The organism is Corallococcus exiguus, assembly GCF_009909105.1.
Taxonomy (GTDB): Bacteria; Myxococcota; Myxococcia; order Myxococcales; family Myxococcaceae; genus Corallococcus; species Corallococcus exiguus.
The window spans coordinates 251,211-272,338 of the sequence record NZ_JAAAPK010000014.1 but is presented as its reverse complement, the minus strand read 5'-3'; the positions used below and the strand labels follow the sequence as shown (position 1 = coordinate 272,338).

General features: G+C 70.0%; 15 protein-coding genes. 4 read left to right on the top strand and 11 right to left on the bottom strand.

Annotation, left to right across the window (positions count from 1 at the left end; all coding sequences use genetic code 11):
- Window positions 1-258 precede the first annotated feature (258 nt).
- A complete protein-coding gene (locus GTZ93_RS38035; RefSeq protein WP_139920285.1) occupies window positions 259-1,806 on the bottom strand; it encodes an FAD-dependent monooxygenase in 1,548 nt (515 codons plus the stop codon).
- A 183-nt stretch (window positions 1,807-1,989) separates the two neighbouring features.
- On the opposite strand from GTZ93_RS38035, the gene mprF reads away from it, so the two are divergent.
- From mprF to GTZ93_RS38020, 3 genes are all read left to right on the top strand, one after another.
- Window positions 1,990-4,551, top strand: a complete 2,562-nt coding sequence (gene mprF / locus GTZ93_RS38030) for a bifunctional lysylphosphatidylglycerol flippase/synthetase MprF (RefSeq protein WP_257979343.1) — start codon at window positions 1,990-1,992, stop codon at window positions 4,549-4,551.
- Window positions 4,548-6,092, top strand: a complete 1,545-nt coding sequence (locus tag GTZ93_RS38025) for a virulence factor family protein (protein ID WP_139920283.1) — start codon at window positions 4,548-4,550, stop codon at window positions 6,090-6,092. The genes mprF and GTZ93_RS38025 overlap by 4 nt, the downstream gene beginning before the upstream one ends.
- A 136-nt stretch (window positions 6,093-6,228) precedes the next feature.
- Window positions 6,229-7,794 carry a carboxylesterase/lipase family protein gene (locus tag GTZ93_RS38020; protein WP_139920281.1) on the top strand — a complete coding sequence of 522 codons (1,566 nt, stop codon included), beginning with the start codon at window positions 6,229-6,231 and terminating at the stop codon, window positions 7,792-7,794.
- A gap of 70 nt (window positions 7,795-7,864) precedes the next feature.
- Here GTZ93_RS38020 and GTZ93_RS38015 read toward each other — a convergent pair whose 3' ends face one another.
- The 8 genes from GTZ93_RS38015 to GTZ93_RS37980 all read right to left on the bottom strand — a co-directional run bounded on the left by GTZ93_RS38015 (window position 7,865) and on the right by GTZ93_RS37980 (window position 15,911).
- Entirely contained in the window at window positions 7,865-8,257 is a 393-nt protein-coding gene (locus GTZ93_RS38015) for a hypothetical protein (RefSeq protein WP_120600361.1), read from the bottom strand.
- A 76-nt stretch (window positions 8,258-8,333) separates the two neighbouring features.
- Complete coding sequence (locus GTZ93_RS38010) at window positions 8,334-9,359, bottom strand: hypothetical protein (RefSeq protein WP_161663303.1); 1,026 nt, start codon at window positions 9,357-9,359, stop codon at window positions 8,334-8,336.
- Window positions 9,360-9,469: 110 nt separating this feature from the next.
- Window positions 9,470-9,853 (bottom strand): response regulator, encoded by a 384-nt coding sequence (locus tag GTZ93_RS38005; RefSeq protein ID WP_120577959.1) that lies wholly within the window; start codon window positions 9,851-9,853, stop codon window positions 9,470-9,472.
- Between the two features lie 66 nt (window positions 9,854-9,919).
- Window positions 9,920-11,143, bottom strand: a complete 1,224-nt coding sequence (locus tag GTZ93_RS38000) for a glutathione-independent formaldehyde dehydrogenase (RefSeq protein ID WP_139922345.1) — start codon at window positions 11,141-11,143, stop codon at window positions 9,920-9,922.
- 135 nt (window positions 11,144-11,278) lie between these two features.
- Window positions 11,279-12,661 carry an MATE family efflux transporter gene (locus GTZ93_RS37995; RefSeq protein ID WP_139922347.1) on the bottom strand — a complete coding sequence of 461 codons (1,383 nt, stop codon included), beginning with the start codon at window positions 12,659-12,661 and terminating at the stop codon, window positions 11,279-11,281.
- A 120-nt stretch (window positions 12,662-12,781) separates the two neighbouring features.
- The gene (locus GTZ93_RS37990; RefSeq protein ID WP_120577962.1) at window positions 12,782-13,138 is read right to left on the bottom strand and encodes a response regulator transcription factor; all 357 of its coding nucleotides are present in this window, start codon (window positions 13,136-13,138) and stop codon (window positions 12,782-12,784) included.
- Window positions 13,135-14,763 (bottom strand): ATPase domain-containing protein, encoded by a 1,629-nt coding sequence (locus tag GTZ93_RS37985; protein ID WP_139922348.1) that lies wholly within the window; start codon window positions 14,761-14,763, stop codon window positions 13,135-13,137. The genes GTZ93_RS37990 and GTZ93_RS37985 overlap by 4 nt, the downstream gene beginning before the upstream one ends.
- Window positions 14,764-14,786: 23 nt before the next feature.
- Entirely contained in the window at window positions 14,787-15,911 is a 1,125-nt protein-coding gene (locus GTZ93_RS37980) for an ATP-binding response regulator (protein ID WP_139922350.1), read from the bottom strand.
- A 212-nt stretch (window positions 15,912-16,123) separates the two neighbouring features.
- On the opposite strand from GTZ93_RS37980, the gene GTZ93_RS37975 reads away from it, so the two are divergent.
- Complete coding sequence (locus tag GTZ93_RS37975) at window positions 16,124-16,885, top strand: alpha/beta fold hydrolase (RefSeq protein ID WP_139922352.1); 762 nt, start codon at window positions 16,124-16,126, stop codon at window positions 16,883-16,885.
- On the opposite strand, the gene GTZ93_RS37970 is transcribed toward GTZ93_RS37975, so the two are convergent.
- Both GTZ93_RS37970 and GTZ93_RS37965 read right to left on the bottom strand, forming a co-directional pair.
- Window positions 16,886-18,778, bottom strand: a complete 1,893-nt coding sequence (locus GTZ93_RS37970) for an RICIN domain-containing protein (RefSeq protein WP_139922354.1) — start codon at window positions 18,776-18,778, stop codon at window positions 16,886-16,888.
- Window positions 18,779-18,829: 51 nt separating this feature from the next.
- Window positions 18,830-21,112 (bottom strand): FUSC family protein, encoded by a 2,283-nt coding sequence (locus GTZ93_RS37965; protein WP_315967412.1) that lies wholly within the window; start codon window positions 21,110-21,112, stop codon window positions 18,830-18,832.
- Window positions 21,113-21,128 lie beyond the last annotated feature (16 nt).

Here is a 21,128-nt window from a genome sequence, read left to right as displayed (position 1 = left end):
GCTGTTCACAAAACAGACGGAGCGGACCGGATAGAGTCGTAAAACATGAAATTGTTCTCAGGAGCGGCGTGACCTCCGGTCCTGTCTCGGAACCCTACCCCGGGGGTCCGCTGCCCCTCTGGGGCACCATGGCTTCCGGGCGTGGCGGGCCCGCGTGTCCCGAAGGGGGACGGGCTTGCGAGGGCCGGGCGTGGTGCCGCCTGCGACGGTGCGAGGAGGGACTCCTGGTCCGCCTGTACCCAGGTCCCATGCGTGGCTTCAGTACATGGATGCGCGGTGCTCGCGGGGCGTGAACCACCTGGCCGCGGCCCGGGTGAGCTCCTCGGGACTTGGGGTCGTATCGCTCGCCCAGGCCACGAACCCATCCGGACGCACGAGCACCGCGCTCAGTCCCAGGCGATTCCTGACGTCGCTGGCCACGTACCGGACCTGGTCGCCCCAGAGGCCATCCAGTGCTTGCAGCGACGCGTGCTGGCCGAAGTCCAACAGCAAGCCGGTTCCATCCCGGAGCCGTGTGCCGAGCCGCTCTCCGTCCTCCCACTCGAAGTCCGGGCAGCTGCGGCCCACCAACGGGTGTTCTCCGCCGAGGTCGTAGCGGAGGGACACGCCCCAGAGACGTTCAGCGAAGTAGGTCGCGCCGTCGCGCGTGTCGAGCACGTCGCGAAGGATGGCTTCGAGCGCGCGGGAGTGGGGGCTGGGGCGCATCAGCGCGACCTGGGCCCGCGTCCAATCGAGGATGCGCGCCCCCACGGGGTGCCGCTCCTGGGTGTAGCTGTCGAGCAGGCCATCGGGGGCGTCGCCTCGAAGGGTCGCGGCGAGCTTCCACCCGAGGTTCATGGCGTCCCCGAGTCCGAGGTTCAGGCCCTGTCCGCCCAGGGGTGAATGAATGTGCGCGGAGTCGCCCGCCAGCAGCACCCGTCCCTTGCGGTAGGTCGTGGCCTGCTGTGAGCGGTCGGTCCAGGTCGAGGCGAGGTGCAACGCCTGGAGGGTCACGTCCGTGCAGGACACTCGCCGCAAGACGGCTTGCACGTGCTCGAGGGTGAGCGCTTGGGTGCGATGGGCCGCGCCGCCGTCGAAGTCGGTCATCGCGATCACCCCGGGCTGCCACTGGGTGTACATCCCGGTCGGCGTGTAATGACGGCCCAGGCGGAGCTTCTCCGGATCGGCGACTTCGGCCTGGACCGAATAGCCCGTGAGCTCAGGCCCGGTCCCCACGAACTCGAAGCCCCCTTGCTTGCGGACGGTGCTGCGGCCGCCATCGCACCCCACCAGCCAACGCGCGCGAAAGCGTTGCCCACCGGCATGGACAATCACTTCCTCGTCCGAAGCCTCGAAGCCTTCGACACCCTGGCCGCGCTGGAGCTCCACGCCCAGGGCTTGTGCGTGAGCGGCGAGGACGCGCTCGAGATGCTCCGTTTCGCTTCCCAGTTGCATGTCGGCCGGGCCGGGGAGCCGGTACGTCCAGCGCGTCGAATCGACGTTGCTGTATTCGAACGGGATGCCCGCGAAGTGGCCGGCTGGCCCGCGGAGCTGTGAGGTGGATGACATGGAGCCGGGGCTCGGTTGGCCACGGGCACCCGCGCCGGCACGAGGGTTCGACGCGATGGCTTCCAGCAGTCCGCGCCGGTGGAACGCTTCGATGCTGGGGCCCCAGAGTCCTCGCCTTCCAAACGGGAGCCGCTTCAGGGGGGAGTGCGGCTCCTCCGCTTGTTCAAGCACCAGCACGGTGCGCTTCGCGAGTCGCAGCTCACAGGCCAGGAACAGGCCGACCGGGCCGGCCCCCGCGATGATCACGTCGTAGACCAAGGTGTCTTCCTGGCTCGGGTGTTGAATCCTCATCCACGCTAACGCAGTCATTCCGGCACGGTCGCTCCAGGGGCGCGACGCCTGCCTGGTCCTCCCGGGAAGGTGGGGCGAATTGCCCCAGCTGGGGCCTTTCGGGCGGAGGACTGCCCCCGCGTCTTCTCCTCCTGAGGCATGGCACGCCGGATGCTGCGTCCTCCTGGCATGTCGAAGGTCCAGAGAGTCCTCACCACCGCACTGCCATTGCTGCTGCTGTGCGTGGCGGCGTACGTGCTGCACCGCGAGCTGTCGCACTACCGCCGCGAGGACGTGAGCGCGGGGCTCGCGGCCGTGACGGCGAGTCGCATCCTCCTGGCCCTGGCCGTGACGGTCGTGAACTACGCGGCGCTCACGCTGTACGACGTGCTGGCGTTGGGGCACGCGGGGCACCGGATTCCCTATTCGCGCGTGGGGTTCACGTCCTTCGTGGGCTACGCCTTCGGGCACAACCTGGGCGCGTCGCTCCTGAGCGGCGGCTCGGTGCGCTACCGGCTGTATTCCGCGTGGGGGCTCACCGCGCTGGACGTCGCGCGGGTGTCCGCGTTCAACGCGCTCACGTTCTGGCTGGGCCTGGCCGCCGTCACCGGCGCGTCGTTGCTCCTGGAGGGCGGGGGTGGGGTGCTGTCCCTGTCCACGCCCGTGGCGCACGGAGTGGGGGCCGCGCTGGGTTTGCTGCTCGTGGGCTATTTCGTGGCGTGCGCCACCGTGCGCAAGCCGCTGCGTATTCGCGGCCTGGAGTGGACGTTGCCCACGCCCGCGCGAGCACTGGCCCAACTGGTGGTGTCGTGCGGGGACTGGGCGCTGGCGGCGGCGGTGTTGTGGGTGCTGCTGCCCCCGGACAGCGTGTCGCTGCCGTCGCTCACGGCGCTGTTCGCGCTGGCGCAGCTGGCGGGCATCGCCAGCCAGGTGCCCGCGGGCCTGGGCGTCTTCGAGACGGTGATGCTCTCCGCGCTCACGCCCCGCGTGCCCGCGCCGCAGGTCGTGGGCGTGCTGCTCGTGTACCGGCTCGTCTACTACCTGCTGCCCTTCACGGTGGCGGTGCTGCTGCTCGCGGGACATGAGTTGCTCCAGCGCCGTCACCACCTCACGCGGCTGGCGAAGGTGGTGCACAGCTCGTTCGCGCCGGTGGTGCCGTGGGCCGCGTCGGCGGTGGCGTTCGTGGCGGGCACGGTGCTGCTCTTCTCTGGCGCGACTCCGCCCGTCGCCGAGCGGATGGCGCTGCTCCGCCGGCTGGTGCCGCTGCCGTTCCTGGAGGTGTCGCATCTGCTGGGCAGCCTGGTGGGCGTGTCGCTGCTCCTGCTCGCTCGCGGGCTCCAGCGGCGCCTGGACGCGGCCTATGTGCTGACGCAGGTGCTGCTGGTGGCGGGCGCGGTGTTCTCCGTGGTGAAGGGCGTGGACTACGAGGAGGCCACGCTGCTGCTCGTCCTGGCCGCGGCGCTGGCGCCGTTCCATCAGCAGTTCTACCGGCACACGTCGCTGTTCGCGGAGGCCTTCAGCCCCGGGTGGCTCCTGGCCACGGTGGCGGTGGTGGGCGCGTCGGTATGGCTCGGTTTCTTCTCCTACCGGCACGTCGAGTATCGCAATGACCTCTGGTGGCACTTCGCCTTCTCAGGCAACGCGCCGCGCTTCCTGCGCGCCAGCGTGGGCGTGCTGGGGGCGACCATCGTGGCGGGGCTGGCCGCGCTCCTGCGGCCGGCGTCGCCGCGCACGCATCCTCCGACGGTGGAGGAGCTGCAACGGGTGCGCCCCCTGGTGGCGAGCGCCCCAGAGTCCATGGCCTCGCTGGCGCTGGTGGGGGACAAGTCCCTGCTGCTCAACGACGCGGGCACCGCGTTCCTCATGTACGGCGTGTCGGGGCGCGCGTGGGTGTCCATGGGCGACCCGGTGGGGCCGCCGGACGCGGCGACGGAGCTGGCGTGGCGCTTCCTCGAAATGGCGGACCGGCACCACGGCTGGGCGTGCTTCTACCAGGTGGGGCCGGGCGCGCTGCCGCGCTATCTGGACCTGGGGCTCACGCTGCTCAAGCTGGGTGAGGAGGCCACCGTGCCGCTCCAGGACTTCAGCCTGGAAGGGCCGGAGCGCCGGGGCCTGCGCCACGGCATGCACCGCATGGAGCGCGAGGGCTGGACCTTCGAGGTGCAACCGCGCGAGGCCGTGCCTGAGCTGCTGCCCCAGCTGCGAGCCATCTCCGACGCGTGGCTCGCGGAGAAGCACACGCGTGAGAAGGGCTTCAGCCTGGGCTGTTTCTCACCGCGCTACCTGGAGCAGGGGCCGGTGGCGCTGGTGCGCCGGAGCGGCGTGCTCATGGGCTTCGCCAACGTGTGGGCTCCGGACACGAAGGAGGAGCTGAGCGTGGACCTCATGCGCTACCAGCCGGGCAGTCCCCATGGGGCCATGGACTTCCTCTTCACGTCGCTGATGCTGTGGGGCCGGGGGCAGGGCTTCCTGCGCTTCAACCTGGGCATGGCGCCCTTCAGCGGCTTCGAGGCGCGCGCGCTCGCGCCCATGTGGAACCGGCTGGGCGCGCTCCTGTTCCGGCACGGCGAGCACTTCTACAACTTCCAGGGGCTGCGCCAGTACAAGGAGAAGTTCCGTCCGGACTGGGCGCCGCGCTACCTGGCCTCGCCGGGCGGGCTCGCGCTGCCGGGTGTGCTCGCTGGCGTGGCGTCGCTGGTGTCGCGCGGGCTGGGCGGCGTGGTGGCGAGATGAGGAAGCGCGCGAAGTGGTTCCTGGTGGGGGCCGTGCTCGTGCTGGCGCTGGCGCTCATCCCGTGGTCGCGCACGTGCGCGGCGCCCTCCGTCGCTCCGGCCCCGGTGGCGGTCCCCGTGCCCCAGCCTCCCGTCGCTCCGCGCGTGGAGACGCGGCACATCGGGGGCCGCTTTGGCCACGTCACGGTGGTGACGCCCCCGGGGAGGCCCGGGACGGTGGTGCTCCTCCTGGCGGATGGGCCCGCGGAAAAGGGCAGGGCGCTGGAGTTGTCCACGGCGCTCGCCGCGCACGGCGCGCTGGTTCTCGGGGTGGACGCAGGGGCCTACCTGCGCGCTTTGGAGAAGGGCACCCGGTGCGCGTATCCGGCGGGCGACCTGGAGGTCCTGAGCCAGGGCTACCAGCGGCACGCGGAGCTGCCCGAGTACCTGCACCCCGTCCTCGTGGGGGACGGCACGGGCGCGGCGCTGGCCTACGCGGCGCTGGCCCAGGCTCCTCCGGGCACGTTCCGGGGCGCGGTGAGCGTGGACTTCACGCCGGAGGTGACGACCTCCGTGGCCTTCTGTCCGGGCGCGGAGCTCGTGCGCTCACGCGCGGATAAAGACAGGCGCGAGCGGCTGGCCCCGGCGCATGCGCTGTATCAACCGTGGGTGCTGCTCGGCGCGGAGCATGATCCGGTCCATCCGGTGAAGGCCGCGCACGACTTCACCCGCTCGCTGACGACGGCCCGCGTGCTGACGGTGCCGGGGCTGGGATTGGCCCGCATGCCGGTGGACGCATGGCAGGGGGCGCTGCTGGCCGCGCATGACGCCGCCGCCGCGCCGCTCCCATCGGAAGCGCTGCCGCCGGTCTCCACGCCAGCGTCGCCTCCAGACGCGGGCACCCAGGGGCTCTCCGGGGACACGTCGGTGGAGGGCCTGCCGCTGGTGGAGGTCCCCGCGACGTCGGATGTCCCAGGCGACACGCTGGCACTCTTCGTCACCGGCGATGGCGGCTGGGCCAGCCTGGACCAGACGGTCTCCGAGTCGCTCGCCGCGCAGGGCATCCCCGTCGTGGGCTTCAACTCGCTGCGCTACTTCTGGAAGCGCCGCACTCCGGAGCAGACCTCCGCGGACGTGGCCCGAGCGCTGCGCCACTACCTGTCCGCGTGGGGCAAGCAGCGCGTGGTGTTGCTGGGCTACTCGCGTGGCGCGGACGTGGTGCCGGCCATCGCCGCGCGCCTGCCGGAGGATTTGCGCGAGCGCGTGCGGATGGCCGTGCTGCTCGCGCCCGGCAAGGAGGCGGAGTTCGAGGTGCACGTCACGGACATCTTCGGCGGCAAGGGCCGACCCACGGCCGCGGTGCTCCCGGACGTGCAGGCCCTGAAGGGGACGCCCGTGCTCTGCGTCTACGGTGACGAGGAGCTGTCCGACAGCCTCTGCCCCACGCTGTCCGGCGTGCCCGGCGCGCGCGCGGTACTGCTCAAGGGTGGACATCACTTCGACGGGGACTACGCAGCCATCACCCGGGCCGTCCTGCGGGAACTCGGTATGGCATTGCCCTGATGCTCCGGAGTCTGGGGGCTCGTCGGCTGGCGGACGGGTGATTGCCTTTGAGGCCCGATGCATTGACTCGCATGGGCGAAACCTCTACTTCGCACCGGCCCGGCCCTGGCGCCGGGTCTCGTGGGGGGTTCCAAAAATGGTCCAGCAGTCGGCTCCCGTCGTCAGCACGGTCGAAGGACAGCTCCAAGGCGTCGTCGAGGAAGGGGTGTATGCCTTCAAGGGAATTCCCTACGCCCAGCCTCCCGTGGGCGCGCTGCGGTGGCGTCCTCCCGCCCCGGTCGTGCCCTGGAAGAACATCCGGCAGGCGTCCACGTTCGGCAAGTCCTCGCTCCAGTCTCGCGAAGGCTGCATCGCGGGCGGCGGCGGTGACCCGTATCCGATGAGCGAGGATTGTCTTTATCTCAATGTCTGGACGCCTCGCGTGGACCCCCAGGCGAAGCTGCCCGTCATCGTGTGGATCCACGGCGGCGCGTATGTGCTTGGCGCGAGCGGCCTGCCCCCGTACGACGGCGTGCCCATGGCGTCCCGTGACGCCATCCTCGTCACGATCAACTACCGCCTGGGCCACCTGGGCTTCCTGGCCCATCCGGCGCTCCAGAAGGAGCCGGGCGGCGGCGCGGCCAACTTCGGCCTGTTGGATCAGGTCGCCGCGCTCCAGTGGGTGAACCGCAACATCGCGAAGTTCGGCGGGGACGCGGGCAACGTCACCCTCATGGGCCAGTCCGCGGGCGCCAAGAGCGTGCTGGCCCTCTTCTGCATGGATGCCGCGAAGCCCCTGTTCCACCGGGGCGTGGCGATGAGCGTGTACGGCCTGGACGAGATGCCGCTGGCGCAGGCGCAGCTCAAGGGTGAGGCGTTGATCCGCGGCATGGGCGTGGCGGACGGGGCCGCGACGCCGGAGCGCATGCGCCAGCTGCCCGCGGAGTCCTTCTGGCAGCAGCCGCCAGAGCACTCGCTGGCGCCGGTGGCCGTGTGCGGCGACACGGTGCTGCCCCAGTCCATCCTGTCCACCTTCAAGGCGCAGCAGCAGGCGCGCGTGCCGCTCATCCTGGGCAGCACCAGCGATGACGTGAGCGTGATGGAGGCCATGGGCCGCGACCCCATGGAGATCCTCCAGGCGCTCCGGGACAACAACGTCCCCATCGGCCTGCTCTACCCGGGCGTGTCACCGGACGAAGAGCTGGCGCGGCAGGTGTGCCGCGACATCGTCTTCACGCTCATCCCCCGGCAGGTCGCGGACCTGCACCTCAAGGTCTCCGACGCGTGGCGCTTCTACTTCGAGTACACCGCCACCGAGCTGCGCCCGGAGTTCCCCGACGGCGTCCCGCACGGCTCGGACGTCCCGTACTTCCTGGACACGGTGGCCCGCTGCCCGCCCACCCAGGACGTGCTCACGGACGAGGACCGCGCGTACTCGCGCCAGGTGAGCAACTGGATGCTCCAGTTCGCCCGCACCGGAGCGCCCGCGTCCGCGACCGAGTGGCCGAAGCACCAGCCGGGTGAGGACCGCACCCTGCGCATGCAGCAGCCGCCGAAGGTGGAGCACAACTTCATGCAGCTGCGCCTCAACGCCTTCCTGCTCGCGAGCGCCATCATCAACAGCGCGGACAGCCGCTCGGGCGGGAAGCACGACACCCGCGGCAACGTCCGCCACACGGGGGCCTCACCCCAGAAGAAGAACCGGCCCGAAGGCACGACGTAGCCCCTGAAAAGAGAAGGGCCCGGGCGCGAGTGTTCGCGGCCGGGCCCTTGCTGCTTCTTCGCTCGGACTTCTAGCTGCTGAAGAGCACCAGCACGAAGGTGCTCGACTGGGGCAGCTGGAACACGGTGCCCTGGCGCAGCGAGCCCTTGAAGAAGGGCGCCGCGTCGTAGGCGGTGGCGCCCTTCAGGGCCTCCTTCGTGGCCTCCGGCAGCCACCCACCGTCATCCATCTTCACCGTCAGCCGCGTGGGCTTCAGCGCGGCCTGGAGCGCCTGGGCCTCCGCCGCCGGGTACTCCAGCACCGCGAGGAACTGCGTGTCCGTGGGGCCCAGCCCGCCCTGGATGCCGCGCGGAGACTGGCGCCACTGCACCGCCTGGGGGCGGCGCGGCAGCGTCACCACCTTCTCCAGCGTCTCCAGGTCCGTTCCCGTCTTCGCCGCAGGCGCGGCCGTCTCTGTCGTCATGGATGCATTCCCCCCTGAGGGCTTGTCGCAGGCCAGCGAAACACACCCCGCGAGCAGGGTGGTAGCCAGCGTGCGCCTAACGGCCACCGATGGGACGCGACGTCGCATTCTCGGGGCTCCCCTGGTCCCACGTCACGTGCCGCTGGAGCGTGCCGTAGTTGGTGTACTGGTGCCCCAGGCCCGTCTGCTCCAGCCGGCCGTTGGCCGCGTCCGGCGTGCCAGTGTTGATGTCCTGCTGGCCCGGGTTGAAGTTGTAGCGGTCCTCCGCGTGGAGCGTCATGTCCATCTCGAAGCGGGGCTTCCCGCCCGGCGTCTCCGGCGGGTAGACCGTCACGGTGGCGCTGTTCCAGACGTTGTGGCCGCCAATCGCCTTCTGCCAGTTCTCCGTCTCCGGGTAGGGGAACTGCTCGCTGGAGCCCACGCCAATCTGCGAGCCGGTAATCTGGAACGTCACCGGCTTGCCCGCGAGCGACGGGTCCTGGGCGATCATCTGGTTGTAGGTCGCCTCCGCCGCCTGCTGCGTGTCGCGCGTGGAGTTGGTGAGCACCGCCTGGCCGGCGGGGTCCGTCCGGACGAAGCGCTCGTAGTCGAAGTGCCGGTCCGCCCCGTTGCCGTGCAGGAAGTGGTCGTACGTGTCCAGGCCGTCCGGGATGTCGTTGTGCGGCACGCCCGGAACGCCCTGGAGAGCGCGTGCTCCGCGGAGCTTGACCTCCCACTCCGCCCGCGCGGCGTAGTCACTCAGCCCTGGGCTCTCCGTGGGGATGGGGTTCGGGTCGTTGGGGTCGTTGGGGTTCTGCAGGAAGCCGTTGTCGTGGTGGATGTCCGGACGCCGGGGAGGACCCACCTGGTAGTCCGCCACCGTGTTCCCGTTCGTCTGCACCGCCGTGCCGGATGTCCCCACCTGGGTGGGCGTGGCCGTGGGCGTGGGAGCTCCCAGCGCGGGGCCTCCTCGACGGGTGGCGGGGGCGGACTCGAAGGTGTCGGAGGGACGCGACGCGACCGGAGCGGCCGGAGGCGGCGGGGTGGGGCGGACCTGCGGGGTCAGCGCCTGCTGCACTCGCGCCGCGATGGCGCCGCCAATCGACTCACCGATTCTGGACATGTCGGGTCTCCCCCTCGAACCACCGAGACGGTGGACGTTGATGGATTATCGACCCTTGCCGCCCGCAGTTGCGGCCCTTTCCTGCCTACATCCGCCCCTGCCGAGGGCCTTCAGTGCCGGGTCCGGTAGCGGTCCACGGCGGCCAGGAGCACCTCCGTGCGCACCGGCTTGCCCAAGAGGCCCACCGTCCCGGACGGGGCCGCCTGGAGGTCCGGATCCGCGGTGAGCGCCAGCACCGGCAGCCGCGACGTCAGGTCCAGGTTCCGCAGCCGGACGAGGAAGCGCTGGTCCTCCGGGTTGCGCAGCATCAGGCTGAGGAGCACCAGCGAGGGCATGTCCGGGTGCTGGGACAACACCTCAAACGCCTGCGTGGCCGTGGCCACGGACAGCACCGTGTAGCCCTCCAACACGAGGAGGGCCACCAGGGCCTCGCGCAGGTCGTCGTAGCTTTCGACCACCAGCACGGTCGAGGGTTTGTCCAGGGCAACCACCATCAGATCATACACCGCCGGGCCCGGGGCGTGTGCACCCCGGGCCTTGGACCTGGGGACAGGGGACCCCTAAGCGCGAGCCTTGGGGCCAAGCTGGGGCTTGAGGATGACCTTGGTGTAGCCGTCCTTGCGTGCGTCGAACTTCTTGTACGCATCCGGGGCGTCCTGGAGCGGCAGGCGGTGGCTGACGATCATGCTCGGCCTGGCGCGGCCGGCGATGATGAGGTCGCGCAGGAAGTAGTTGTAGCGCTTCACCGGCGTCTGGCCGGTGCCCACGGTGATGCCCTTGTCGAACACCTTGGCCCACGGCAGCGGGTAGATGCCCTGCTTGGCGTTCTCGTCCGATGCGCCGGGGTCCGGGGCGATGTAGACGCCCACGACGCCAATGGAGCCCGTGGGGTTCACCAGCTCCACCAGCTGCTCCAGCACCTGGGTGGGCTTCTCCCGGCCGCCGTGCGCGTCCGCGCCCTTGATGTCTCGCGACTGGTAGCCCACGGCGTCGATGCCGCACATCACGCCCATGGCCTTCTCCTCACCGGAGCGCAGCGCGCCCATGATGAGCGGGTTGCCGCGGCGCAGGTCCATGATCTGCTTCACCGGGTCGCCCTTCGTGAAGTCGATGGGGATGGCGCCCATCTCCTTCACCTTGGCCAGGCGCTCCGGGACGCTGTCCACCACGTAGACCTCCGAGGCGCCGCGCAAGAGCGCGCAGTAGCCGGCGAGCAGGCCCACAGGCCCCGCGCCGAAGACGGCCACGGTGGCGCCCGGCCGCACGTTCGCCAGCTCGGTGCCGTGGTACGCGGTCGGGAACACGTCCGACAGCAGCAGGAAGTCGTCCTCCAGGTCATCGCCCGGCTTCCCGGGGATCTTCAGGCAGTTGTAGTCGGCCCATGGCACCCGGAGCAGCTCCGCCTGTCCGCCGCGGTACGGGCCCATGCCCGCGTAGCCGTAGCCCGCGTGAGGCGCTTCCGGGTTGGCGACGAGGCACGCCTCGGTGCGGCCGCGCACGCAGTCGAAGCAGGTGCCGCAGGCGATGTTGAAGGGCAGCACCACGCGGTCGCCCTTCTTGATGCTCGTCACGCCAGGGCCCACCTGCTCCACGACGCCCATGTTCTCGTGGCCGAACACCTGTCCGGCCTTGGACGTGGTGCGACCTTCGTACATGTGCAGATCGCTTCCGCAGATGCCGGCGGAGGTGACGCGGATGATGCAGTCGGTGGGGGACTCCATCTTCGGATCCTCCACCTCCTCCACCTTCACCTGGCTGTTGGCCTTGTAGACGACTGCGAGCATGGGCTTCTCCTGGGTGGGTCCGTAATGAGGCCCACCAATAGTGGGATGCGCCGCGTCCAGGAGAAGGGGCAGGGAAATGAGCGCGCCCGGCTGCCCCGTACAGGAGTGCAGGGCGGGCGCGCTTTCAAGCCCTCTTCAGTGCGCCATCACCACCGGCGCCTCCGCCGGGGACACCAGCGACTGGCGCTCCCACGCGCGGCTTCGCCAGCGCAGCCACATGGCCAGTCCGCGCGTCCATTCATCCGCGGCCACCGCCAGCCACACGCCCGCGAGCCCCAGCTGCAGGTGGAACACCAGGTAGTAGCCCAGGGGCAGGCTCATACAGACCATGGAGATCATCGCCATGATGACCGGGAAGGTGGCGTCGCCCGCGGCGCGCAGCGCGTTCACCAGCACCAGGTTGAACGAGCGGCCCGTCTCCAACAAAAGGCTCAGGACGAGCACCTGTGACGTGAGCCGCAGGATGTCGCCGTCATGCGTGAAGAGGCGGATGAGCGGCTCGCGGAAGAGGATGGCCGTGACGTCCACCGCCACCGTGATGCCGATGCTCCACTTGAGGCTCTTGAGCACGCGCGCGTACGCGTCCTGCGAGCGCCTCGCGCCCACCAGCCGGCCCACGATGATGGACGTGCCCATGCCGATGGCCAGGCTGCACAGGAACACGTACTGGGACATGGCGTTGGCGTACTGCCGCGACGCCAGCGCCACCGGGCCCAGGTACGTCACGTAGTACAGGAACACCGTCTGGCACGCGTGGTACGTCATCTGCTCCACCGCGGACGGCACGCCCACGCGCAGAATCTTCCGCACGTACTCGCGCGTCAGCGCCACGAAGTGCGTGGGCTGCATCTTCACGTCCATCACCCGCCAGAGCATCCACGCGAAGACGCCCACCGCCATCGCGCGGCTGAAGACGGTGGACATGGCCGCGCCCGCCACGCCGTGCGCCGGCATGCCGAAGTGCCCGAAGATGAGCACCCAGTTGCCCACCACGTGCACCACGTTCATGCCCATGGCCACGTACATGGACTGTCGCGTGAAGCCGTACGTTCGGATGAGGCTGGAGAAGACGTTGATGAGCGCCTGCAGGAACAGGAAGCCGCCCGCGATGTGCCAGTAGGTGCTCGCGTACGCCTGCGTCTGGGGCTCCAGGTTCATCCGCCCCAGGATGGCGTCCGCGGACAACAGCAGCCCGCCGCTCACCGCCAGGCCCAGCAGGAAGTTCATCGTGATGGCCTGCGCCGCGATGCGCGCCGCCTCCACGTTTCGCTTCGCACCGAGATATTGCGACACGACGATGGAAGCGCCGTGGCTCACCACCTCCATCACCAGGATGCAGATGAAGACGTACTGATTGACGACGCCCACCGCGGACACGGCGGCGTCCGACACACCGCTGAGCATCAGCGTGTCCGCCGTGCCCATCAGCATGAAGAGGAAGATTTCGAAGAAGATGGGCCAGGTCAGGCGGAACAGGCCCGGCTCGCGGGAGGGTGTCGGCTCGACTTCAGTGGGCATGGATGCGTCGCGTCAGGTGGACCCACTGTGCGCGCGCGATTTTTCGATTTCAACCGGAAGCACCCGCGACGGCTGCCTGCCCGCCGCGGGTGCTTTGAGTTGAAATCGTGAGAGTGACACCTACGACGACGTCAGCCGCTCCACGGTGTCCACCAGGTCTCGCAGGGAGAACGGCTTCTTGAGGAAGCCGGCCCACTGCTGTTCCTCCATCTTGGCCTTGGGCGGCTGGATGGCGCTCATGACGAGGATGGGGAAGTGGTGGGTGCCGTCCTTGCGGATGGCGTCGATGGTCTCGTAGCCGTTCATCACCGGCATCATCACGTCGATGATGGCCAGGTCGGGCTTCTCCTCCTTGAGTTTGGCCAGCGCCTCGCGGCCGTTGCCGCAGACGACGACGCGCAGCTGTTCCTCCTCCAGGATGGCCTGGATGGCTTCGGCGATGTCCTGTTCGTCGTCCACGACGAGCACGGTCTTCATGAACGCCTCCGCCGGGACGTGCCCGCCGGAGCCTTCTTCGAGGCCGGCTTCTTCTTCGCGGGCGCCTTGCGGGCCTGCTTCTTCTTCTTCGGGCCCAGGGGGGCCTTCACGCGGTCGGAGCGGGAGCTCTCGCCGCCAGTCAGGCGAGCGTGGCCGGTGAGGATGCTCTCCGCGCTCTCGAAGGTGCCCGCGACCTCGATGCCCTGTTCGCTGATGGAGAACTCGCGGATGCCGCTGTCGTAGGCGCTCTCCCGCATCTTCATGATGGAGAGCAGCCGGTAGAGCTGCGAGCGCAGCTCCACGTAGCGCACCAGGATGACGTTCTCCACGGTGGACGCGGCCTCCGGCTGGGGCATTTCCACGCCGGGGCTGAACAGGGGCGTCTCATCCGAGTACAGCGTGGTGACGTCCATCATCCGCAGCTGGTGCGTGAGCGCGGAGAAGAAGCGCCCCAGGCGGTCCGGGTACACCGCCGCGGAGCGGAAGCCTGCCACGCCGTCGATGAACAAGCGCAGCCGGTCCACCTTGCGCTCCTCGATGCGCTCCAGCAGCCGCTCCGCCAGCGAGTCCATGTTGTGCTCCAGTGGCGGCTGCCACTGGATTTCAATGAGGCCCTCGTCCACGTACTTCTTGAGGTCCCCCATGCCGGTGCCCTCGGCCTTCTCGATGAGGCGGGGCGGCGTCTCGAAGAAGCCGAAGTAGACGCCCGGCTGGCCCGCGCGCGCGCCCTCGAGGAGGAAGTGCAGCCCCAGGAGCGTCTTGCCCGTGCCGGGCGCGCCCAGCAGCAGCGTGGTGGAGCCGGACAGCACGCCGCCCCGGAGCGCTTCGTCCAGGCGGGGGATGCCGAAGGGCATGCGGATGCGGTCCTCGCGCCCCTCCGCGGCGGGGTGCGCGAACTGCACCTCCGTGCGCGGGTGGATGAGGATGCCCTGGTTGCTGATCTCCACCTCGTGGCGGCCCAGCAGGGATGGCCCGCCGCGGAACTTGATGGCGATGAGCTCACGCACCGCGCGCGGCCCGTGCAGCCACAGCGACAGTTCGAAGATGCCGTCCACCGCGGTGTTCTCCGGGTGGATCTCTCCTTCATGGTGCGGGGCGAGCATCAGCGTGGTGCAGCCCAGGATGCTGCAGAAGGCCTGCAGGTCCTGGAGGAAGCGCTTGAAGCTCTGGTCCGAGGGGGCGAACTCCTTCGCCGCGTCCATGCCGTCGATGATGAGCAGCGTGGTGCCGTGCGCCTGGGCGTTCTTGCGCAAGAGCTCCAGCAGGCCCTTGAGCCCGTCGCGCTCCAGGTTGCGGTAGCCGCTGAGGTACTGGAGCCGGTCCGGGATGACGTCGGGGTCGAAGAACGTCATCTGCGACAGGTTCTCCAGCAAGCGCCCATGCGACTCCGACAGCAGCGTCACGTAGAGCGCCTTGCCGCCGTTCTTCACGTGCTGGAACGCAATCTGGTTGGCCAGCACCGTCTTGCCGGAGCCCGGTGGGCCAATGATGGCGTAGGACGAGCCCTGGATGAGGCCGCCCTTGGTGATGAAGTCCAGCCGGGGCACATTGGTGACGAGGCGCTTCGTCGGACTCTTGCCTTCGCTGGACGGGGTGCTGCCGTCCGCGTCTTCGGTGTTCGACACGAATCGTTCTCCCTGTGGATGCGTCAGTACCGCTGGGTGCGATGCAGGGGCAGCCTCAACTCGAAACACGCGCCCTGGCCCGGGGCGCTCTTCACGCTCAGCGTGCCGTCGTGCGCGGCGGCGATCTCCTGGGCCAGGTAGAGCCCCAGGCCCAGCCCGTCGAAGCGACCGCCAGAGGGCACGCGCTCGAAGCGGCGGAAGACGCGAGCGTGGTCCTCGGGCGCGATGCCCACGCCCTGGTCCTCCACGGTGAGCACCGCGTGGCCCTCGTGCGTGGACAGGCGCGCCTTCGCGGGCCGGTCCTCGCCGAACTTGATGGCGTTGGACAAGAGGTGGCCCACGGCCTGCTCCAGCATGCGCGGGTCGCCGAAGAGGAGGACGGGCGCGTCCGGCAGCTCCGCGGTCAGGGTCACGTTCGCGCTGCGGGCCGGAGCCTGGAAGCGCTCCACCTGCTCGCGCACCAGCTGGGAGAAGTCCACCGTGTCCACCTGGAGCGCCACGCCTTGCGTGGACAGGAGGGACACGTCCAGCAGGTTGTCCACCAGATGCTGAAGCCGCGTGAGCTGGCGCACCGCGGGCGTGAGGCGCTTCTCCAGGGCGCCGCCCGCGTCCGCGTCGTTCACCACCATCTCCACCGCGCGCTCCAGGTTGAGGCGCAGCACGGTGAGGGGCGTCTTCAGCTCATGCGCGGCGATGCTGAGGAAGCGGTCTCGCGCGCGCACGGCGTCCCGGGCGCGGGTCTGCAGGCGCAGCATCGCCTCGATGTTCGCGAGCAGCTCGTCCTCCGCCAGGGGTCGCGTCCAGTACGCGTCCGCGCCCTGGGCCAGGCCCCGCACGCGGTCCTCGCGCTGGACGGACACGGACGACAGGTGGGCGATGAGCAGGTCGTGCGTGGCCTCGTCCGCGCGCAGGCGGCGGCACACCTCGTAGCCGTCGATGTCCGGCATGTGCACGTCCAGCAGCACCAGGTCGGGCTGCCCCTGGGCGAGCCGGAGCGCCTCGCGCCCTCCCGTGGCCTCGAGCACCTGGTAGCCGCCCTGCTTCAGCGTGAGGCTCAGCAGGTACAGCGTCGCCGGGTCGTCATTGACGTTGAGGACCGTGACGGTGGTGCGGCCAGCCTGGGCGTTCTTGGCGTCGGAGGAATTCACGGGCGGTGCCGCGGGAACAGTGGGGGCGCGAGCGGCGAATGGAACCACCGGCAGCGAAAAAGATTGGGAGGAGCGCGCGGGCGTTTCGCCGGGTGTTATCCGCCAGACGGATCCGGCGCTGGAGCCGTCAGCCTCTTCCCAGGCGGGCCGCCGGGTGCAGGATGCCGGACGCGACGCGGGGCCGGATTTCCGGCCCGGAAAGGCACGAAGACATGAAGGGCACGGCGGGTGAGGTGTTCGTGGACGATGGCGGGACGGGGCAGGGCACACCGGTGGTGTTCGTGCACTCGGCCTGTGGAGACACGCGGCAGTGGGCCGCGCAGCTCCAACTCGTGCGCAAGCAGCGCCGCGCGGTCGCGTTGGACCTCAGGGGGCATGGCCAGTCCACGCTCACGTCGGACGCGGACTTCACGGTGGAGGACTTCTCCCAGGACGTGGCCACCGTGGTGGACGGGCTGGGGCTGTCCCGCGTGGTGCTGGTGGGGCACAGCCTGGGCGGCGCGGTGTGCGTGGCGTACGCGGCGGCGCACCCGGAGCGCGTCGCGGGGCTCTTCCTGTTGGACCCGGCGTCCGACGGCCGCGAGGTTCCAAAGGAGGCGGCCGAGGGGATGATGGCCGCGCTCGACACCGACGGTTGGACGCAGGTCATCGAGCAGTACTGGGGCACGCTGCTGGAGCCATCCACGCCCCAGGTGCGCGAGCAGGTGCTGGGGCAGCTGCGGCGCACGCAGCGTGGGGCAGTGAAGGCGGCCATGGGCTCGCTGCTCAAGTTCGATCCCGTCACCGCGCTGAAGCGCTACCCGGGACCGGCCCTGTCCGTCATCACGCCGCTCAACCAGACCCCCGGCGCGTACCACGTGCTCGTCCCGAGTCTTCCCTCGAAGCTCGTGACGGGCACGGGGCACTGGGTGCAGCTGGACGCCCCCGAGCAGGTGAACACCCTGCTCGATGGCTTCCTGGCGACGGTGCCCTGATCAGGGCATGGCTTCCAGGCGGAACTGCTGGCAGTCGTTGTTGGACCAGACCCACTGCTGGACGGTGGCCCCGTCGCCGCTGCTCCAGCAGTTGCTCACGTCCAGCACCTTGCCGCTGTGGCGGGCCTCGAAGCGGGAGTAGCCGCCGGTGGTGGCCACCGGCTTGAACTGCTGGTTGGCGCCGCCCGCCCAGGACCACTGCTGCACGCGCGCGCCGTCCGCCTGGCCCGCGTCCGCCACGTCCACCGCCTTGCCGCTGTGGCGCGACACCAGCCGCGAATAGCCGCTGTTCGTGGCCACCAGGGACCACTGCTGGCTTGCGCCCGTGTGGCACGTCCACTGGTGCAGCCCGGTGCCGTCCGCCGCGGACGGGCCCACGATGTCCACGCACTTGCCCGTGGCCTTGTTGATCAGCCGGTACCACGGCCCCTGCGGACCGGACGTCCCGCCCCACTGGAAGGACGCCACCGAGCGCGGCGGCAGCGTGTACTCGAAGGACTGCCCGTTCCAGCGGACCTTGAAGGACAGCGTGGCGCCGTCATTCGAGTTCAGCGCGATGAGCGCGCGCGAGCCGTCCGGGTTGCGGAAGGCGAGCGTCTCGATGTTGTTGTTGCCCAGCGACGTGGCGCCCACGCGCACCGCGCCCGGCCGCACCACCTTCGCCAGGTGCGCCCACGCGTAGTACTCCTCGTTGCGCGTGTACGTGCCCGCGGCGTTGTCCACGGTGAACATGCCCCGGCAGTCCGCGCAGCCGCCCACGCGCGGTCCGTGGTTCGGATCCAACGCCAGGTTCCAGTAGAAGGACGTGCGCGACCAGTGGCGCAGCGGCCCGAAGAGGTTGTTCTGCAGCGCCCACTCCAGGTTCGCCGCGGCGTTGGTGGCCCAGAAGCCGCCGGTGCACTCGGTGAAGTGCACCTCCTTGGCGGGGTACGCGTCGTGGAAGGCGGACTGGACGCTGTAGCTGCCCTCCGGGCTCTCGTAGCAGTGGTACGCCACGCCCGCGACGGCGCTCTGCGCCTGACCGCCGTTGTAGGCCATCACCTCATGCGGGTAGCCCGCGGGGCCCGTGCCGTCGTGCCAGTTGTGGTCCCACGCCAGCACCTTCACGCCGTTGAAGCCCGCGGCGTTGAGCGCGGGGCGCAGGTGCTGCGCGGCGAAGATGGACTGGTCGTTGGACTCCATCTGCATGGTCGCGTAGCCGCCGTTGGCGTTGTGCGGCTCGTTCTGGAGGCTCAGCGCGTGGATGGGCACGCCGTTCGTCTGGTAGGCCTGCACGAAGCGCACGAAATAGTTGGCGTAGGTGCCGTACAAGTCGTTGCGCAGGTAGCCGCCGCCGGTGAGCGAGTTGTTGAACTTCATCCACGCGGGCGCGCTCCACGGCAGCGCGAAGATCTTCACCTCCGGGTTGATGGCGCGCGCCTGCTTCAAGAGCGGCAGGATGTACGCCGTGTCGTGGCCCACGGAGAAGTCGTTCAGGTCGCAGCAGGTGTCGTCGTAGGTGTAGTTGTTGCGCGCGAAGTCGGACGCGCCCATGGGCAGACGGATGGCGCTCTGGCCCGCGCCCGCGGTCACGCTGAACAGGTCGTTCATGATGGCCGTGCGCTGCGGCGAGTTGAAGATGAGCCACGCGGACGAATCCGTCAGCGCGCCGCCGAACCCATCGAGCGTCTGGTACGTCACGCCTTCGTTCACGTCGATGGCCGTCGCGCTGCCCGTCTCCGGACCGAACGCCTTGTTCGCCTCGGCGTTGAGCTTCTTCGACAGCGTGCTGCCGGACGACGTCGTCAGCCACACCCGCACGGTCTCGTTCGCCGCGCTCGCCGCGAGCGGCAGGAGGGTGGAGGCGGCCAGCAGCAGGCCCTGAAGGGGGACGCGGGACAACCAGGGGGACATGGGGACTCCAGACACCAAGAGGGAGTCCCGCAGTCTATTCATGCTGTTCTGCTAATGCTTGTTAATCTTGGATGGCTGAGGGAGAGCCTCCAGGCGGCGGACGGCGGCGGTGTGGAGCACCGTGAGCTGGCGCGCCAGTCGCTCCAATTGGGATTGGAGCAGGGGAGCTTCGGCGCTCATCGCGGCGCCGGGGGCGTCCGGGGTGGGGACGTTCCAGCCGATGAGCGTGTCGAAGGCGGGCAGGGGCTTGGGGCGGCGGCCGTGGTGCACCGAGTCCGCCAGGTCCTCGATGCTCGCGTCGATGGCGCGCGCGAAGCGCGACAGGGCCTCCTGTACCGCCAGGGTGGAGGGCACGGAGCGCCGCGACGCGAGCAGGGTGCAGACAGCTGCGAACCGGCGGGTGAAGGCGAGCAGCGTCATCAGCGGCTCCACCGCCTCCGTGCGCCAGCGCGGTTCGGTGAGCAGTCGCTGGAAGGACGTCTCCGCGTTGATGGTGGCCAGTCCCAGCTTGCGGCGCGCCTCCGCCAGCGCCGCCGCTTCCGGTGGCCCGTTCCGCTGCCACGCGCGGGCCAGAACGTTGAAGAACTCGCGGTCCGCGCGCAGCGCGTCCGCCATCTGCGCCGGGAAGCGCTGGTTCTCCGAGCGCTGCCACAGGAAGAAGGTGCCCGCGAGCGCCAGCGCGCCGCCGATGAGCGTGTTGACGATGCGCACCGGCGCCAGCGTCCAGTCCCCGCTGCCTAGCTCCGCCAGCAGCACGAAGGTGAGCGTGGCGAAGATGGTGTACAGCCCGTAGTTGAGCGGGATGAGGCTCACGCACAGCGCCGCGGTGCAGAACAACAGGCCCATCATCGCGTGCGGATTCTGCAGCCAGGACGACACGGCGATGGCCAGCAGTCCGCCCACCACCGTCCCCAGCACACGCTGGAGCGCCTTGAGGTAGGTGGGGCCGGTGTACGGCTGCATGATGGTGAGGACGGTGATGGTCACCCAGTAGCCGTGGTTCGGCCGGAACACGCTGGCCACGTACACCGCCGCCGTGGTGGTGAGCCCCGCGCGCAGCGCGTGCCGCAGCACCTCTGAATCCAGCGTGAGGTGCGCGCGCACCGGATCCAGCAGGGACGCGTGCGACTCCTCGGCCAGCGCGCGAGCGGGAGGCGGGGCTTCAGTGAGGGGGCCGGCCAGCCGGCACGCGGTGTCCAGCGCCACGTCCGCGCGCTCGCGCAGCTCCGTGAGCAGCCGCGCGATGTCCGACAGCCGCGCCCGCTCCAGTCGCGTGACGAGTCCGCGCGCGTCCAGGTCTCCGAGCGCGTCGCGCAGCGCACGTCCGTCCCACTCCGGCTGGGGCCTGCGGTCGCGGCCCTCCTGCTCCACCAGCCGCACCAGGTCCCTGGCCGTGTTCGCGCAGTCCAGCAGCGCCACGGCCACCGCCGCGCGCGGGTCTCCCACGGGGCCACTCACCGGCGGGCCCAGGCTCTCCAACTGCTCGCCCAGGGCGATGAGCCCCATGAACATCGCGTCCACGGACTCCAGCAGCACCAGCAGCCGCTCACCCCGGCCGCGCTCGACCCGGCCCTGACGCGTGGCCGCGAGCGTGGTGCGCGCCAGTTCCAGCAGCTCGCGGATGCGCCCGTGCTGCTCCTGGATGAGCGCCTGCCATGCGTCCTCGCGCGCGCCCTGGACCGTGCGCGACAGTCCTTCCGCGTAGTCCGCCACCGCGTCGAAGCAAGCCGCCACCGCCTTGCGCGCGGGCCGGTAGGGGCGGATGGGCCAGAGCACCAGCGACAGCACCATGGCCCACGCGGAGCCGCCCAGCACCGCCAGGCCGGACTCCAGCGCGTGCACGACGCTGTCAGCAGGCAGCCCCAGCGCGATGACGAAGGTGGTGGCGGCGATGTTGCCGGTGATGTTCGACGCCGCGCCGTACACGCCCGCGAAGCTGCACGCCGTCACCCACAGCAGGGTCGCGGGAATGGCCAGGGCGGGGTGCATCCCCGCGAGGCCGCCCAGCACCGCGGACACCGCCGCCGCCAGCGCCGTGCCGCCCATGGCGCGGAAGCGGGCGTGGTAGGAGCCGCCCTTGTCGACGAAGGACGTGTTGAAGCCGCCGATCGCCAGCCACAGGGTGGCGGGCAGATGCAGCGCGGTGCCCAGGACGGTGGGGACGAAGAACGCGAGCGCGGCCCGGAGGCCCGCCTTCACCGCGGGCCGCACGGGCGCGAAGCGGGCCACGGCCTTCGCATGGTCCAGGAACTGACGGTGGAGCACCCGTCCCCCATAGAGCAACGCCTCCGGCCGGGCCACCGGAATCCGGGCCCGATGCCGTGAGGTCGTCACTCGCGCGCCGGACGCT